At 41.6% G+C, this 15896-nt stretch carries 15 protein-coding genes, 1 tRNA gene and 1 pseudogene; 14 read left to right on the forward strand and 3 right to left on the reverse strand.

From position 1 onward, the window contains the following. The 8 genes and pseudogenes from HT732_RS10385 to HT732_RS07065 all read left to right on the forward strand — a co-directional run. Positions 1 to 1990 (forward strand): annotated as a pseudogene (locus HT732_RS10385) (hypothetical protein); the annotation flags it as partial. Positions 1991 to 2154: 164 nt separating this feature from the next. Beyond that, the gene (gene vncR / locus HT732_RS07035) at positions 2155 to 2811 is read left to right on the forward strand and encodes a response regulator transcription factor VncR (RefSeq protein WP_023945642.1); all 657 of its coding nucleotides are present in this window, start codon (positions 2155 to 2157) and stop codon (positions 2809 to 2811) included. Beyond that, entirely contained in the window at positions 2808 to 4136 is a 1329-nt protein-coding gene (gene vncS, locus HT732_RS07040; protein WP_173254445.1) for a sensor histidine kinase VncS, read from the forward strand. Before vncR ends, vncS begins: the two co-directional genes overlap by 4 nt. A 140-nt stretch (positions 4137 to 4276) precedes the next feature. Further along, the gene (locus HT732_RS07045; protein ID WP_001019001.1) at positions 4277 to 5158 is read left to right on the forward strand and encodes a class II fructose-bisphosphate aldolase; all 882 of its coding nucleotides are present in this window, start codon (positions 4277 to 4279) and stop codon (positions 5156 to 5158) included. Between the two features lie 280 nt (positions 5159 to 5438). Next, entirely contained in the window at positions 5439 to 6431 is a 993-nt protein-coding gene (locus HT732_RS07050; RefSeq protein ID WP_050242316.1) for an ATP-binding cassette domain-containing protein, read from the forward strand. Position 6432: 1 nt separating this feature from the next. Then, positions 6433 to 7251, forward strand: a complete 819-nt coding sequence (locus HT732_RS07055) for an ABC-2 family transporter protein (protein WP_173254446.1) — start codon at positions 6433 to 6435, stop codon at positions 7249 to 7251. 1 nt (position 7252) lies between these two features. Continuing rightward, entirely contained in the window at positions 7253 to 8038 is a 786-nt protein-coding gene (locus HT732_RS07060) for an ABC transporter permease (protein ID WP_173254447.1), read from the forward strand. A 100-nt stretch (positions 8039 to 8138) separates the two neighbouring features. Continuing rightward, positions 8139 to 8211, forward strand: a tRNA-Thr gene (locus HT732_RS07065). A 281-nt stretch (positions 8212 to 8492) separates the two neighbouring features. Here the strand turns inward: HT732_RS07065 and HT732_RS07070 are convergent. Continuing rightward, positions 8493 to 8852, reverse strand: coding sequence for a DUF3397 family protein (locus HT732_RS07070; protein ID WP_078352365.1), 360 nt, complete (start codon positions 8850 to 8852; stop codon positions 8493 to 8495). A gap of 91 nt (positions 8853 to 8943) precedes the next feature. On the opposite strand from HT732_RS07070, the gene HT732_RS07075 reads away from it, so the two are divergent. From HT732_RS07075 to HT732_RS07090, 4 genes are read left to right on the forward strand one after another with little or no spacing between them, the layout of a single operon-like run. After that, positions 8944 to 9900 carry a TIGR01212 family radical SAM protein gene (locus HT732_RS07075; protein ID WP_173254460.1) on the forward strand — a complete coding sequence of 319 codons (957 nt, stop codon included), beginning with the start codon at positions 8944 to 8946 and terminating at the stop codon, positions 9898 to 9900. After that, positions 9884 to 10441 (forward strand): class I SAM-dependent methyltransferase, encoded by a 558-nt coding sequence (locus tag HT732_RS07080; protein ID WP_173254448.1) that lies wholly within the window; start codon positions 9884 to 9886, stop codon positions 10439 to 10441. Before HT732_RS07075 ends, HT732_RS07080 begins: the two co-directional genes overlap by 17 nt. Beyond that, positions 10434 to 10688 carry a hypothetical protein gene (locus HT732_RS07085; protein WP_173254449.1) on the forward strand — a complete coding sequence of 85 codons (255 nt, stop codon included), beginning with the start codon at positions 10434 to 10436 and terminating at the stop codon, positions 10686 to 10688. Before HT732_RS07080 ends, HT732_RS07085 begins: the two co-directional genes overlap by 8 nt. Positions 10689 to 10699: 11 nt before the next feature. Further along, positions 10700 to 12754: a cation:proton antiporter gene (locus HT732_RS07090; protein WP_173254450.1), complete on the forward strand. Its 2055-nt coding sequence runs from the start codon at positions 10700 to 10702 to the stop codon at positions 12752 to 12754. Here HT732_RS07090 and HT732_RS10160 read toward each other — a convergent pair whose 3' ends face one another. Next, on the reverse strand, positions 12755 to 12901 hold the full coding sequence (locus HT732_RS10160) for a hypothetical protein (protein ID WP_000692991.1): 147 nt from the start codon (positions 12899 to 12901) through the stop codon (positions 12755 to 12757). 32 nt (positions 12902 to 12933) lie between these two features. Here HT732_RS10160 and HT732_RS07100 point away from each other — a divergent pair, with 32 nt between their 5' ends. Continuing rightward, the gene (locus HT732_RS07100; protein WP_173254451.1) at positions 12934 to 13794 is read left to right on the forward strand and encodes a YihY/virulence factor BrkB family protein; all 861 of its coding nucleotides are present in this window, start codon (positions 12934 to 12936) and stop codon (positions 13792 to 13794) included. 78 nt (positions 13795 to 13872) lie between these two features. Here the strand turns inward: HT732_RS07100 and queA are convergent, their stop codons facing one another. Then, positions 13873 to 14901, reverse strand: a complete 1029-nt coding sequence (queA, locus tag HT732_RS07105; RefSeq protein WP_001090137.1) for a tRNA preQ1(34) S-adenosylmethionine ribosyltransferase-isomerase QueA — start codon at positions 14899 to 14901, stop codon at positions 13873 to 13875. Positions 14902 to 15051: 150 nt separating this feature from the next. On the opposite strand from queA, the gene HT732_RS07110 reads away from it, so the two are divergent. Next, a complete protein-coding gene (locus HT732_RS07110) occupies positions 15052 to 15759 on the forward strand; it encodes a glucosamine-6-phosphate deaminase (RefSeq protein ID WP_173254452.1) in 708 nt (235 codons plus the stop codon). The last annotated feature ends 137 nt before the right edge of the window (positions 15760 to 15896 follow it).

A 15896-nucleotide genomic window follows, 5' to 3' on the forward strand; every position in this document is an offset into this window, starting at 1 on the left:
AGAGGAGCCAGCAGCAGGAGCAACACCAAAAGCAGACGAACCAACGGCCTCAGCACCGAAAGACGATGAATCAGCTTCTTCGGTTGAATCTCCATCGACAAGTAATCATTCAGAAGAGTCTGGAGCGCCATCTACAACTCCTACAGGTGACTCAACAGCTACCCAACCAAGTGATTCAACATCGTCACCGGTAACCCCAAGTGAAGAAGCACCGGTCACATCAGGCGATACCAATTCTACTGCACAGCCAGCTGGAGAAACAGGTAACTCTGAAACAACTGCAGAACCTTCCAATACTCCATCTGCAGATCCTACAAATGAATCAGGGAATGCAGCAGAATCAAGTTCAGTAACAGACAACGCCCCTTCAAACACAGGGACTACAGAACAACCTGTAGCTTCAAACCCAAGTTCTGAAGAACCAACGGCCTCAGCACCGAAAAACGATGAATCAGGTTCTTCAGTTGAATCTCCATCAATAGGCAATCATTCAGACGAGTCAGGAACACCATCTACAACTCCTACAGGTGACTCAACAGCTACCCAACCAAGTGATTCAACATCGTCACCGGTAACCCCAAGTGAAGAAGCACCGGTCACATCAGGCGAGCCCAATTCCACTACACAGCCAGCTGGAGAAACAGGTAAATCTGAAACAACATCAGAATCTTCCAATACTCCATCTGCAGATGCTACAAATGAATCAGGGAATGCAGCAGAATCAAGTTCAGTAACAGACAACGCCCCTTCAAACACAGGGACTGCAGATCAACCTGTAGCTTCAAATTCAAGTTCTGAATCACCGGCGACCTCAGCACCCAAAGCAGAAGAATCAGCAACAACTGAGCCGAAAGCGGAAGAGCTAACTTCTGAAGAAGCAAAAGCTAAAAAGGAACTAGCAGATGCACAAAAAGATGGGGAAGATATTATTAATGAACGAGTATCTTCAAAACTAGGTGAAATAGAAAAAGTTAAAGACGAAGCCGAAAAAGAAAAATTAAAAGCGGAATTAAAAACATTAAAAGAAGACGCATTAGCCGCAATAAATAATGCTAAAGATCATGATGCAGCAGTAGCTGCTGCGGATGAATATCAAACTAAAATTGATGAAATTAATGTTCCAGGTGAAGAATTACCAGCACCAAACTATAATAAAGATAATTTAACAAATGGCCGTAATGAAGGTACTACTATTGACAATGGAAGCACAGCGATAGGACATGGATCAGGTGAAGCTCCGACACAGCCTGCTAGTGAAGCAAGCACGACTTCAACAGCATCTCCAACACAACCTTCTTCAACTTCAGAAGGGGCTTCAAGTTTTAGAAATGCCCCATCGGTTCAAGCAAGAGCAAGAAGAGTGGCACGTTCAACATCAGAACCAGATGGAACTGTAAATATTAGCTATAACTTCGCTGGAATGCCAGATATTCATGGCTTCCTATCTGATCCGGGAGAAAATAACACTGTCACAATTCCTGCAGGAACGAGTGAAGAACAGGCAAAAGAGCTAGTAAAAGAAAAAATTCAAGCCAAGATAAAAGACCTAGCTGCTAGAGGGTATCATGTGAAAAATGACATTATTTTTGAACAAGATACTACTGTGAAAAATTATAACTACGTCGTTACATTCACTAAGGAGACTACAGGAACTTCAGGTTTCAGAATGGCTCCAGCAGTTCAACCACGCGCTAGCAGAAATCGTAGAAGTCTAGAACAGCCAGCTCCTCAAAAGGTCAAAGTCAATGTTTTTTATAACTTTGATCAAATGAAAGATATTGCAGGTTTCCTAGGAGATATCAATGGAACTTCTCTTGAAATTGCGGAAGGTTTATCAAATGAACAGGTTAAAGCAGCTGTCAAGAGTCAAGTTGATGCTAAGAAAGAAGAGTTGAGCAAACGCGGCTATACTTTCAAAGAGGACTATGTCTATCAATCTAATGGGAAAGATTATAATTACGTTGTAACATTTTCAAAAGCAGCTAAATAATTTTCATTCTATAGAGAGTGAAATGCAAGCAGAGAGAGCGATAGGCTCTCTTTGTTTTATCTAGTGGTCAGTTGATTACAGACAAAAGGCCAGTAAGAGGCTATAATAAAAATAGAGTAGGTATTTATTCTAAGAAAAATAAAAAAATAGAGAGCAGTTAAAGTATGAAAATTTTAATTGTAGAAGATGAAGAGATGATCCGTGAGGGGGTCAGTGATTATTTGACGGATTGTGGTTATGAAACCATTGAGGCGGCGGACGGACAAGAAGCCTTGGAGCAATTTTCCAGCTATGAAGTAGCCTTGGTTTTACTGGATATTCAGATGCCCAAGCTCAATGGCCTAGAAGTCCTAGCTGAGATTCGTAAAACCAGTCAGGTTCCTGTCTTGATGTTAACAGCCTTTCAGGATGAGGAATACAAGATGAGTGCCTTTGCCTCTCTGGCAGATGGCTATCTGGAAAAGCCCTTCTCCCTCTCCCTCTTAAAAGTGAGGGTGGACGCGATTTTCAAGCGCTACTACGATATGGGACGAGTCTTCTCTTATAAGGATGCCAAGGTGGATTTTGAGAGCTACAGTGCAAGCTTAGCAGGAGAAGAAGTGGCTATCAATGCCAAAGAGTTAGAAATCCTTGACTACTTGGTGAAAAATGAAGGACGAGCCTTGACTCGATCTCAGATAATTGATGCCGTCTGGAAAGCGACAGATGAGGTTCCCTTTGACCGTGTCATTGATGTTTATATCAAGGAATTGCGGAAAAAGCTAGACTTGGACTGCATCCTCACTGTGCGCAATGTTGGTTATAAATTGGAGCGAAAATGAAACGAACAGGTTTATTTAAAAAGATATTTATCTATACCTTCTCGATTTTTAGTGTTCTGGTAATTTGCCTTCATTTAGCTATTTATTTTCTCTTTCCCTCGACTTATCTGAGCCACCGTCAGGAAACCATTGGCCAGAAAGCGACAGCCATTGCCCAGTCCCTGGAAGGGAAGGATAGGCAGAGTATCGAGCAAGTGTTAGATTTGTACTCCCAGACTAGTGATATTAAGGGGGCCGTCAAGGGAGAGATGACTGAGGACAAGTTAGAAGTCAAGGACAATCTTCCTCTGGATACGGAACGTCAGACAACCTCTCTTTTTATCGAGGAGCGCGAGGTGACAACGCAAGACGGTGGTACCATGACCCTTCAATTTCTAGCTTCCATGGATTTGCAAAAGGAAGCAGAGCAAATCAGTCTCCAGTTTCTTCCCTATACCTTGCTGGCATCCTTTCTGATTTCTCTGTTGGTAGCCTACATATATGCTCGGACCATTGTGGCCCCGATATTGGAAATCAAGCGGGTGACCCGACGGATGATGGATTTGGATGCCCAAGTGCGATTGCGCGTGGATTCTAGAGATGAGATTGGTGATCTCAAGGAACAAATCAATAGTCTCTACCAGCATCTTTTGACTGTTATTGCGGACTTGCATGACAAGAATGAAGCCATTCTCCAGCTGGAGAAGATGAAGGTCGAATTCCTACGAGGTGCTTCTCATGAATTGAAGACACCTCTGGCTAGTTTGAAAATCCTGATTGAAAACATGAAAGAAAATGTCGGTCGCTATAAGGACAGAGACCACTATCTGGGAGTTGCTTTGGGGATTGTGGATGAGCTCAATCACCACGTTCTCCAGATACTTTCTCTCTCGTCTGTGCAGGAATTGCGAGATGATAGGGAAGAAATTGATTTGCTCCAGATGACGCAAAGTCTGGTTAAGGATTATGCTTTACTAGCCAAGGATAGAGAGCTCCAGATAGACAATGGTTTGACCCATCAGCAGGCTTATCTAAACCCATCAGTTATGAAGTTAATCCTGTCTAACCTCATTAGCAATGCTATCAAGCACTCTGTTGCAGGCGGCTTGGTCCGAATTGGAGAAAGAGAAGGGGAACTCTTTATAGAAAATAGCTGTAGTCCAGAAGAACAAGAAAAACTAGCCCAGTCTTTTTCTGATAATGCTAGTCGCAAGGCCAAGGGTTCTGGGATGGGGCTCTTTGTGGTCAAGAGTCTATTGGAACATGAAAAATTAGCTTATCGTTTTGAAATGCAAGAGAATCGTTTGACTTTCTTCATAGCTTTTCCAAAAGTCGCCCAAGACTAGGGATAGAAAGGGTTTACATAGATGAAGCTAGAAGAAATTCAATCGAAACTGCGGGAAAAACTAGATTTTTTTGTCAAAAAGTGATAAAATGAACAATGTAAATGGGATGACCCATAAAAATATACAGGAGGCCTGATAAAATGGCAATCGTTTCAGCAGAAAAATTTGTCCAAGCAGCTCGTGACAACGGTTATGCAGTTGGTGGATTTAACACAAACAACCTTGAGTGGACTCAAGCTATCTTGCGCGCAGCAGAAGCTAAAAAAGCTCCAGTTTTGATCCAAACTTCAATGGGTGCTGCTAAATACATGGGTGGTTACAAAGTTGCTCGCAACTTGATCGCTAACCTTGTTGAATCAATGGGTATCACTGTACCAGTAGCTATCCACCTTGACCACGGTCACTACGAAGATGCACTTGAGTGTATCGAAGTTGGTTACACTTCAATCATGTTTGATGGTTCACACCTTCCAGTTGAAGAAAACCTTAAATTGGCTAAAGAAGTTGTTGAAAAAGCACACGCTAAAGGTATCTCAGTAGAAGCTGAAGTTGGTACTATCGGTGGTGAAGAAGACGGAATCATCGGTAAAGGTGAATTGGCTCCAATCGAAGACGCTAAAGCAATGGTTGAAACTGGTATCGACTTCTTGGCAGCTGGTATCGGTAACATCCACGGTCCTTACCCAGCAAACTGGGAAGGTCTTGACCTTGACCACTTGCAAAAATTGACAGAAGCTCTTCCTGGCTTCCCAATTGTATTGCACGGTGGATCAGGTATTCCTGATGAGCAAATCCAAGCAGCTATCAAACTTGGTGTTGCGAAAGTTAACGTTAACACTGAATGCCAAATCGCATTCGCTAACGCAACTCGTAAATTTGCTCGTGACTACGAAGCAAACGAAGCAGAATACGACAAGAAAAAACTCTTCGACCCACGTAAATTCTTGGCTGACGGTGTAAAAGCTATCCAAGCATCAGTTGAAGAACGTATCGACGTATTCGGTTCAGAAGGTAAAGCTTAATCTAGCTGAATAATACAGATGAAACCTACCCATTGGGTGGGTTTTTTGGTGTTTTAAGGAAACTATCAAGCCAGAATTTTTGAATAAAAGTATTATTTTAATAGAGAAATTTTCTTTTTCATAAACTTTAGGCAAACGCTTGCATTCTAGTTTTTATTGGACTATAATAGGTTGGTATAAAGCTTTCTGTAATAATATTGAGAAGGTGTAGAAAGTAAGGATTTAGAATATTTGTAGTCAAAAATACAATGTTGCTATTCCTTGCGATAGGGGGATAGATATGGCAATGATAGAAGTGGAACATCTTCAGAAAAATTTTGTGAAGACTGTTAAGGAACCGGGATTGAAGGGGGCATTACGCTCCTTTATTCATCCTGAAAAACAGACCTTTGAAGCGGTTAAGGATTTGACCTTTGAGGTTCCCAAGGGGCAGATTTTAGGCTTTATCGGGGCCAATGGTGCTGGGAAGTCGACAACCATTAAAATGCTGACAGGAATTTTGAAACCAACATCTGGTTTTTGTCGGATTAATGGCAAGATTCCGCAGGATAATCGCCAAGATTATGTCAAGGATATTGGGGTGGTTTTTGGACAACGTACCCAGCTATGGTGGGATTTGGCACTGCAAGAGACCTACACGGTCTTAAAAGAGATTTACGATGTGCCAGATTCGCTCTTCCATAAGCGCATGGACTTTTTGAATGAAGTCTTGGATTTGAAGGACTTTATCAAGGACCCTGTGCGAACTCTTTCATTGGGACAGCGCATGCGGGCGGATATTGCAGCTTCCTTGCTCCACAATCCCAAGGTTCTCTTTTTGGATGAGCCGACTATTGGTTTGGACGTTTCGGTCAAGGATAACATTCGTCGAGCTATTACTCAGATCAATCAGGAGGAAGAAACCACCATTCTCTTGACCACTCATGACTTGAGTGATATTGAGCAACTTTGTGATCGGATTTTTATGATTGACAAGGGGCAGGAGATTTTTGATGGAACGGTTAGCCAGCTTAAGGATACATTTGGTAAGATGAAGACGCTCTCCTTTGAACTGCTACCAGGTCAAAGTCATCTAGTTTCTCACTATGAAGGCTTTTCGGATATGACAATTGATAGACAGGGGAATAGCCTCAACATTGAATTCGATAGTTCTCGCTACCAGTCAGCTGACATTATCAAGCAAACCTTGTCTGATTTTGAAATCCGCGATTTGAAGATGGTGGATACGGATATTGAGGATATTATCCGTCGCTTCTATCGAAAGGAGCTCTAAGATGGTTAAATTGTGGAGACGTTATAAACCCTTTATCAATGCAGGTGTTCAGGAGTTGATTACCTATCGAGTCAACTTTATTCTTTATCGGATTGGGGATGTCATGGGGGCTTTTGTAGCCTTTTATCTCTGGAAGGCAGTCTTTGATTCCTCCCAGGAGTCTTTGATTCAGGGCTTCAGTATGGCGGATATCACCCTTTACATCATCATGAGTTTTGTGACCAATCTTCTGACTAGATCCGATTCTTCCTTTATGATTGGGGAGGAGGTCAAGGATGGCTCCATTATCATGCGCTTGTTGCGACCAGTGCATTTTGCGGCCTCCTATCTCTTTACTGAGCTTGGGTCCAAGTGGTTGATTTTTATCAGCGTTGGACTGCCATTTTTAAGTGTCATTGTTTTGATGAAAATCATATCTGGTCAAGGCATTGTAGAGGTGTTGGGTTTAACTGTCCTTTATCTCTTTAGCTTAACGCTAGCTTACCTAATCAACTTTTTCTTTAATATCTGCTTTGGATTTTCTGCCTTTGTGTTTAAAAATCTATGGGGTTCCAATCTACTTAAGACTTCCATAGTGGCTTTTATGTCTGGAAGTTTGATTCCCTTGGTTTTCTTTCCAAAGGTTGTTTCAGATATTCTGTCCTTCCTGCCTTTTTCATCCTTGATTTACACTCCGGTCATGATTATCGTTGGGAAATACGATGCCAGTCAGATGATTCAGGCGCTCGCTTTGCAGTTCTTCTGGCTCTTAGTGATGGTGGGCTTGTCTCAGTTGATTTGGAAACGAGTCCAGTCATTCATTACCATTCAGGGAGGTTAGTATGAAAAAATATCAACGCATGCATCTGATTTTTATCAGACAATACATCAAACAAATTATGGAATACAAGGTGGATTTTGTGGTTGGTGTGCTGGGAGTTTTCTTGACTCAAGGCTTGAATCTCTTATTTCTCAATGTCATCTTTCAACACATTCCATCCCTAGAAGGTTGGACTTTTCAAGAAATCGCCTTTATCTATGGTTTTTCATTGATTCCCAAGGGCTTGGACCATCTCTTTTTTGACAATCTCTGGGCACTGGGCCAACGCCTAGTGCGAAAAGGGGAGTTTGACAAGTATCTGACTCGTCCTATCAATCCCCTCTTCCACATCCTAGTCGAGACCTTTCAGATTGATGCCTTGGGTGAACTCTTGGTCGGTGGAATTTTACTAGCGACAACAGTATCAAGCATTGCTTGGACTCTTCCAAAATTCTTGCTTTTCCTAGTCTGCATTCCTTTTGCGACCTTGATTTATACTTCCTTGAAAATCGCGACAGCCAGTATCGCTTTTTGGACCAAGCAGTCAGGTGCTATGATTTACATTTTTTATATGTTCAATGACTTTGCCAAGTACCCGATTTCGATTTATAATTCAGTTCTTCGTTGGTTGATTAGCTTTATCGTCCCTTTTGCTTTTACGGCCTACTATCCTGCTAGCTATTTCTTGCAGGACAAGGATGTAATCTTTAATATCGGAGGTTTGATGTTGATTTCTCTGGTTTTCTTTGTCATTTCCCTTAAACTATGGGACAGGGGCTTGGATTCTTATGAAAGTGCTGGTTCGTAAATAATAGAATATCAAAGCCTTGTCTTAGGACAGGCTTTTTCTAATAGAGATGAAAATTCCTTGACATCTATTCTCAGAGTGCTATACTGTAAGTGTAATAGCCGATTTAGCTCAGTTGGTAGAGCAAGGCACTCGTAAAGCCTAGGTCACAGGTTCGATCCCTGCAATCGGCAAAGTGAAGAAACTCATTCTACTGGGTTTCTTTTTATTTTATCTTAACTATTGAGCCACTTAGACCGAGATAGAGACCAGATAGGCAAAAGAACTTGTTCTTGAGAAACTCCTCTGCTATAATGATTTTTGTAAGGAACGTGAGCGGGCGTACTAGCTTGCATTGGTATTGGATTTATCTTTCCTGATAAAGAAGGAAAATAAGAATCATTAAAAAAGATATAAAGAAAAACACTTCAATCACTGTATTTCAGCTTGATTGAGGTGTTTTCGATTTAGTTTTTTATTTCTGGGCCATCAATTCAACAATCATCTCGATATACATGACAAGGGTCACTAAGAATCCTGCACGCCAGAAGAATTTGATGAATTTAGGATAGTAAAAGCTACGTTTTTTCAGAAGGAAGAAAAAAACGAGAATAATGGCTAGGAGTGAGAGGGCTAGGCCCAGTCTAGGGAGGAAATTATGGGTAAAGGTTTTAGCTGTAATCAGGTAATATTCAAATACCAAGACTGGAAAAGCCAAATCCGCAAAATTTCGTCCTAGTTTTTTTAATCTAAAAAGTTTGGTTATGATAATGCAGACGACTAAGGTCAGTATCAATAATAAAATAGATGCTAATTTCATTAAAATCATACCCATATTGTATCATAAAAAATGGCTAATGGAAACGAGAAACAGAGGAATTTATAGGAAAGTCAGGCTTTTGAGATTGTAGATGTTTTTTGTTATAATGAAGGTTATGAAATCTTATAATACCTTGAATGATTATTATCGAAAACTCTTTGGAGAAAAGACCTTTAAAGTCCCTATTGATGCGGGGTTTGACTGTCCCAATCGTGATGGGACTGTGGCTCATGGAGGCTGTACTTTTTGTACAGTTTCAGGTTCTGGAGATGCTATCGTAGCACCGGATGCTCCTATCCGCGAGCAATTTTATAAGGAAATTGACTTTATGCACCGCAAGTGGCCAGATGTTCAGAAGTATCTGGTTTATTTTCAAAATTTTACCAACACCCATGAAAAGGTTGAAGTTATTCGGGAGCGCTATGAGCAGGCTATCAACGAGCCAGGTGTAGTAGGAATCAATATTGGAACGCGCCCAGACTGTTTACCAGACGAAACCATCGACTATTTGGCTGAGTTGTCAGAACGCATGCATGTGACGGTTGAATTGGGCTTGCAGACCACTTATGAAGCAACCTCTGATCTGATTAATCGTGCCCACTCCTATGAATTGTACGTGGAAACGGTCAAGCGTTTGAGAAAGTATCCCAAGATTGAGATTGTTTCTCATTTGATCAATGGACTTCCTGGTGAAACCCATGAGATGATGATTGAAAATGTCCGTCGCTGTGTCACGGATAACGATATTCAAGGGATTAAACTGCACTTGCTTCACCTGATGACCAATACACGTATGCAACGAGATTATCACGAAGGACGTTTGCAGTTGATGAGCCAGGACGAGTATGTCAAGGTCATCTGTGACCAACTGGAAATCATACCCAAACATATTGTCATCCATCGAATCACAGGAGATGCACCTAGAGATATGCTGATTGGGCCTATGTGGAGCCTCAATAAATGGGAAGTTCTCAACAGCATTGAGATGGAGATGCGCCGTCGCGGAAGTGTTCAAGGATGCAAGGCTGTAAAACAGGAGTTTGAAAATGAAAAGACCACTTGAGATGGCACATGATTTTTTGGCTGAGGTAGTAACTCAGGACGATATCGTAGTGGATGCGACTATGGGAAATGGTCACGACACCCTTTTTCTGGCCAAGCTAGCCAAGCAAGTCTATGCCTTTGATATTCAGGAACAAGCCTTGGAAAAGACCCAAGAGCGTTTGCATCAGGCTGGCCTGACAAATGCCCAGTTAATCTTGCAAGGACATGAGACACTGGACCAGTTTGTGACAGAAGCCAAGGCAGGGATTTTCAATCTGGGCTATCTGCCGTCAGCTGATAAGTCAGTCATTACCCGACCTCAAACAACGATTGAATCATTAGAAAAGTTATGCCATTTGCTTGTCAAAGGTGGACGGATTGCCATTATGATCTACTATGGTCATGAAGGAGGCGACCTAGAGAGGGATGCTGTCTTGGATTTTGTTAGCCAGTTGAACCAACAAGAGTACACAGCTGCCATTTACCGAACTTTAAACCAAGTCAACAACCCACCATTTTTAGTAATGATTGAAAAATTAGAGAGATATAGACATGGATAAACAATACCTACGTGAAAAGCTGGATGCCATGCGCCAGAATTTTGTTGAATCAACCCACCACGAACGAGCGGTGGGTGTGTTAGACCAAGCGTATATGAGCAAAAAAATGCTTAAAATCAAGAAAAAATTAGTTGCTCTTGAAATGGAACGGTGCCAGAGAAAAATTGAGCACAAAGACTGTTCCAAGATTGACCAAAAAATCAAAGAGCAGAAGGAGATATTTGAATCCTGTTGTAAAAAAGATTAAGGAGGACGTGCGTGGAATTACTGATTTACCTCATCCTATTTTTACTAGTCTTGATTGTCTCGAGTACAACCAATAAGCTCCTGCCTTTTTTGCCACTCCCTTTGGTGCAGATTCTTTTGGGAATTGTGATTGGTCTATTTTTACCCAATACCGACTTTCACCTCAATACAGAGTTGTTTTTGGCACTGGTTATTGGACCCTTGCTTTTTCGAGAGTCGGAAGAAGCGGATATTACGGCTATTTTAAAACACTGGCGAATCATTGTTTATCTCATATTTCCAGTGATTTTTATCTCGACCCTGAGTTTGGGAGGTTTGGCCCATCTTCTTTGGCTCAGTCTTCCCTTGGCGGCTTGCTTGGCTGTTGGGGCAGCCCTTGGGCCTACGGACTTGGTGGCCTTTGCCTCTCTTTCGGAACGCTTTAGCTTTCCTAAGCGCGTGTCCAATATTCTTAAAGGTGAAGGACTCTTGAATGATGCTTCTGGTTTGGTGGCTTTTCAGGTAGCTTTGACAGCTTGGACAACTGGAGCTTTTTCTCTTGGGCAAGCTAGTAGTTCGCTCATCTTTTCAATCCTAGGTGGTTTTTTAATTGGCTTTTTAACAGCCATGACCAACCGGTTCCTCCATAGCTTCTTGCTAAGTGTGCGTGCAACGGATATTGCTAGTGAGCTTTTATTAGAATTGAGTTTGCCTCTGGTGACCTTCTTCCTGGCAGAAGAAGTCCATGTTTCAGGGATTATTGCCGTCGTAGTTGCTGGGATTTTAAAGGCAAGTCGCTTCAAGAAAATCACGCTCCTCGAAGCCCAAGTGGATACGGTGACCGAGACGGTTTGGCATACAGTGAATTTTATGCTAAACGGTTCTGTCTTTGTGATTTTAGGGATGGAGTTGGAAATGATAGCAGAGCCTATCTTGACCAATCCAATCTATAATCCCTTACTGTTATTGGTATCTCTTATAGCCCTTACCTTTGTCCTCTTTGCTATTCGTTTTGTCATGATTTATGGCTACTATGCCTATAGGACTAGACGCCTCAAGAAAAAGTTAAATAAGTATATGAAGGACATGCTTCTTTTGACATTTTCAGGTGTCAAAGGAACGGTGTCGATTGCTACAATCCTTCTGATACCAAGTAATTTAGAGCAGGAGTATCCTCTCTTGCTTTTCCTTGTCGCAGGTGTGACGCTTGTAAGCTTTTTAACAGGCCTCGTGGTCTTGCCTCATCTTTCTGATGAACAGGAAGAAAGCAGGGACTATCTCATGCATATCGCCATTTTGAATGAAGTAACGATAGAGTTGGAAAAAGAGTTGGAAGATACCAGAAATAAGCTCCCTCTCTATGCAGCCATTGACAATTATCATGGACGTATTGAAAATCTCATACTGAGTCAAGAAAATAAGGGGGCTCAAGAAGACTGGGAGGCCTTAAAACTTCTCATCCTCAGTATTGAAAGTGATGGTTTAGAACAGGCTTACGAAGAGGACAAGATGAGTGAGCGTGCCTATCGAGTTTACCAACGTTATTTGAAAAACATGGAACAAAGTATCAATCGTAAGTTTGCGTCACGAGTGACCTATTATTTCCTTGTTTCCTTGCGGATTTTACGTTTTCTCCTACACGAAGTCTTTACCTTTGGCAAGACCTTCCGCAGTTGGAAAAATGAAGAATCACAGAAACTCAGAGCCCTTGACTACGATCAAATTGCAGAGCTCTATCTAGAAAATACAGAGATGATTATCGAAAGTTTGGAGAACCTAAAAGGGGTTTATAAGAGCTCCTTGATTAGCTTCATGCAGGATTCTCGTCTCCGTGAAACAGCTATCATCAGCAGTGGTGCCTTTGTGGAACGGGTTATCAATCGTGTTAAGCCCAACAATATCGATGAAATGCTGAGAGGCTATTATCTGGAGCGTAAGTTGATTTTCGAATATGAAGAGAAACGGTTGATTATGACCAAGTATGCCAAGAAGTTACGACAAAATGTCAATAACTTAGAGAACTATTCTCTGAAGGAAGCTGCCAATACCCTGCCTTATGATATGGTGGAATTGGTAAGAAGAAATTAGTTAATACTCTTCGAAAATCTCTTCAAACCACGTCAGCGTCGCCTTACCGTAGGTATGGTTACTGACTTCGTCAGTTTCATCTACAACCTCAAAGCAGTGCTTTGAGCAACCTGCGGCTAGCTTCCTAGTTTGCTCTTTGATTTTCATTGAGTATAAGATTGTAAATAAAGGAGTATGATATGAAGAAGTGGTGGAAAGAGATGATAGACAAGCCTTTATTAAAAGCTTTTTTGCATTATTATCAAGCATCAGATAGTGAGTTGACCAGTGTCGCAGTAGCCTACTATTGGTTGATTTCGATTTTTCCCCTACTTTTGGTGGTGGTCAATATCCTCCCTTATTTTCAGATTCCAGTTTCTAATTTTTTAAAGGTTGTCAATGAATTTTTGCCCGATACCATGTATGATGTGGTTGCAAAGATTATTACAGAAGTGCTAACCCAACCTTCAACGGGCTTATTGAGTTTTGCGGTTCTGTCAGCCCTCTGGACCTTTTCAAAATCTATGAATTTCCTACAGAAAGCCTTTAATAAAGCTTATGGAGTAGCTAAAAATCGTGGGATGATTTCTCATCAACTCATGAGTTTATTTGTCAGTTTTGGCTTGCAGATTCTCTTTGCTCTAGCTCTCTTTCTCAGTGTCTTTGGTCGCATGCTTCTCAAACTTATCAAAAGCTATTGGAAATCGGATAGTCCTCTCTTTGATTATCTGCAAGACCTAACAGGTCCCTTGGTTTATGCCTTGATTTTCGCTATTTTGGTCATGCTTTATTATTTTCTGCCTAATGTCAAGGTCCGACGGATTCGTTCTGTATTACCAGGTAGTGCCTTTGTCTTGTTGACTCTGGCCTTACTGCTCAATATCTTTTCAGTCTATGTCAACAATTATGTCAATCACCTAGTGGACGTGCGTTTTTTCAGTTCTGTCGTCGTGGTGGTCATGATGTTCTGGTTTATTCTCATCGCTAAGATTTTGATTGTCGGCGCGGTGATCAATGCCAGTGTGCAGAGTTTGAAAGATCCGGCCTTTAAAAAAGATTAACTATTTATCCATTACAAAAGCGCATACTATCAAGGTTTTATAATACCTGATAATATGCGCTTTTTTTGATTATGAAAATTAATAAATAAACATGGCATCACCGAAACTGAAGAAGCGGTAGTGTTCTTGGATGGCATGATGGTAGGCATCTAAGACTAATTCGCGGCCTGCAAAGGCAGAAACCAACATGACCAGAGTTGATTTTGGCAGGTGGAAGTTGGTTGAGAAGGCATCTACAACCTTCCATTCATAGCCAGGTTTGATAAAGATATTGGTCCAGCCAGAATCTGCTTGGATTTGCCCATCAAACTTGGAACCAATAGTCTCCAAGGTGCGGATAGAAGTGGTTCCGACAGCGATGACGCGACCACCATTTTCCTTGACAGATCGAAGGGTGGCAGCCGCTTCCTCAGAAAGTTGGTAGAATTCTGAGTGCATTTCGTGTTCGTCCAAATTATCTACAGAGACAGGTCTAAATGTTCCGAGTCCGACATGAAGAGTCAGATAGACTAGATGAACACCCTTAGCTTGGATTTCTGCCAGCAGTTCTTTGGTGAAGTGAAGACCAGCAGTAGGTGCAGCAGCAGAGCCACTTTCCTTGGCATAAACAGTTTGATAGCGTTCACGGTCATCCAGTTTTTCGTGGATATAAGGTGGTAGAGGCATTTCTCCCAGACTTTCCAAAACTTCTAGGAAAATTCCTTGGTATTCGAAGCGGACAATACGGCCCCCATGGGTCAATTCTTCTGTAACGACAGCGCTGAGGCGACCATCACCAAAGCTGACGCGAGTGCCAACCTTGAGACGTTTGGCAGGTTTAGCCAGAACTTCCCACTCATCGCCAGCAGTGTTTTTGAGTAGGAGTAGTTCCACATGACCTCCAGTTTCTTCCTTTTGACCATAGAGTCGGGCAGGGAGAACGCGGGTGTCGTTCATGACAAGGGCATCACCAGGTTCCAGCATATCAATAATAGAGTGGAAGTGTTTGTCCTGCATTTCTCCCGTCTCACGGTTGACGATGAGGAGTTTAGAGGCATCCCGTTTTTCAAGGGGCGTTTGGGCAATCAATTCCTCGGGTAAGTGGAAATCAAAATCAGCTGTATTCATATATCTGTTCATTCTTTCTAAGTTCTAATCCTATCCATTATAACATGTTTCAAGTTTGGACGCTCTTTTTTTAGAAATTAAATCGTTTTCACTTGACAAAAATTGGTCTATACCATATAATAAATATAGATAGAAATGGAGGATGAAAAGATGAAAGTTATTAAAGTTGAAAACCAAGTTGAAGGTGGAAAAGTTGCTTTTGAGATTTTGAAGGAAAAATTGGTCAACGGCGCTCAAACCCTAGGACTTGCGACTGGAAGCAGTCCGCTTGAATTTTACAAGGAAATTGTTGAAAGTGACCTCGATTTTTCAAATCTAACCAGTGTCAACCTTGATGAATATGTAGGGCTTGATGGGGACAACCCTCAGTCTTACCGTCATTTCATGCAAGAAAACTTGTTCAACCAAAAACCATTTAAAGAAAGTTTCTTACCTCGTGGGGTTAAGGATCATGCTGAAGCTGAAGTTGATCGCTACAACCAAATTTTGGCTGACCATCCAGTTGATCTGCAAATCTTGGGAATCGGTCGCAATGGACATATCGGATTTAATGAACCTGGTACTCCATTTGACAGTCAAACGCATCTAGTAGAACTTGACCAGTCTACTATCGAAGCCAATGCGCGTTTCTTTGACAAGATTGAAGACGTCCCAACCCAAGCTATTTCAATGGGGATTAAAAACATTTTGGATGCCAAGTCTATTATTCTTTTTGCTTACGGTGAGTCGAAAGCAGAAGCCATTGCCGGAACAGTGTCTGGCCCAGTTACTGAGTCTCTACCAGCAAGTAGCTTACAAAATCACCCTGATGTGACCATTATTGCGGATGCTGAAGCGCTCAGCTTACTTGAAAAATAAAAAGCAAAACCGTTCAGTATGTTTTATTGAACGCTTTCAAGACTTGTATAAATGGCAGAAAAAATCAAAATTAAACCGGATTTTTTCTTGACAATTATTCCTTTTACGTGTAAAATAGAATAGATCTTGAACTTGAA

This window comes from Streptococcus sp. 5346 (assembly GCF_013277455.1).
GTDB lineage: Bacteria > Bacillota > Bacilli > Lactobacillales > Streptococcaceae > Streptococcus.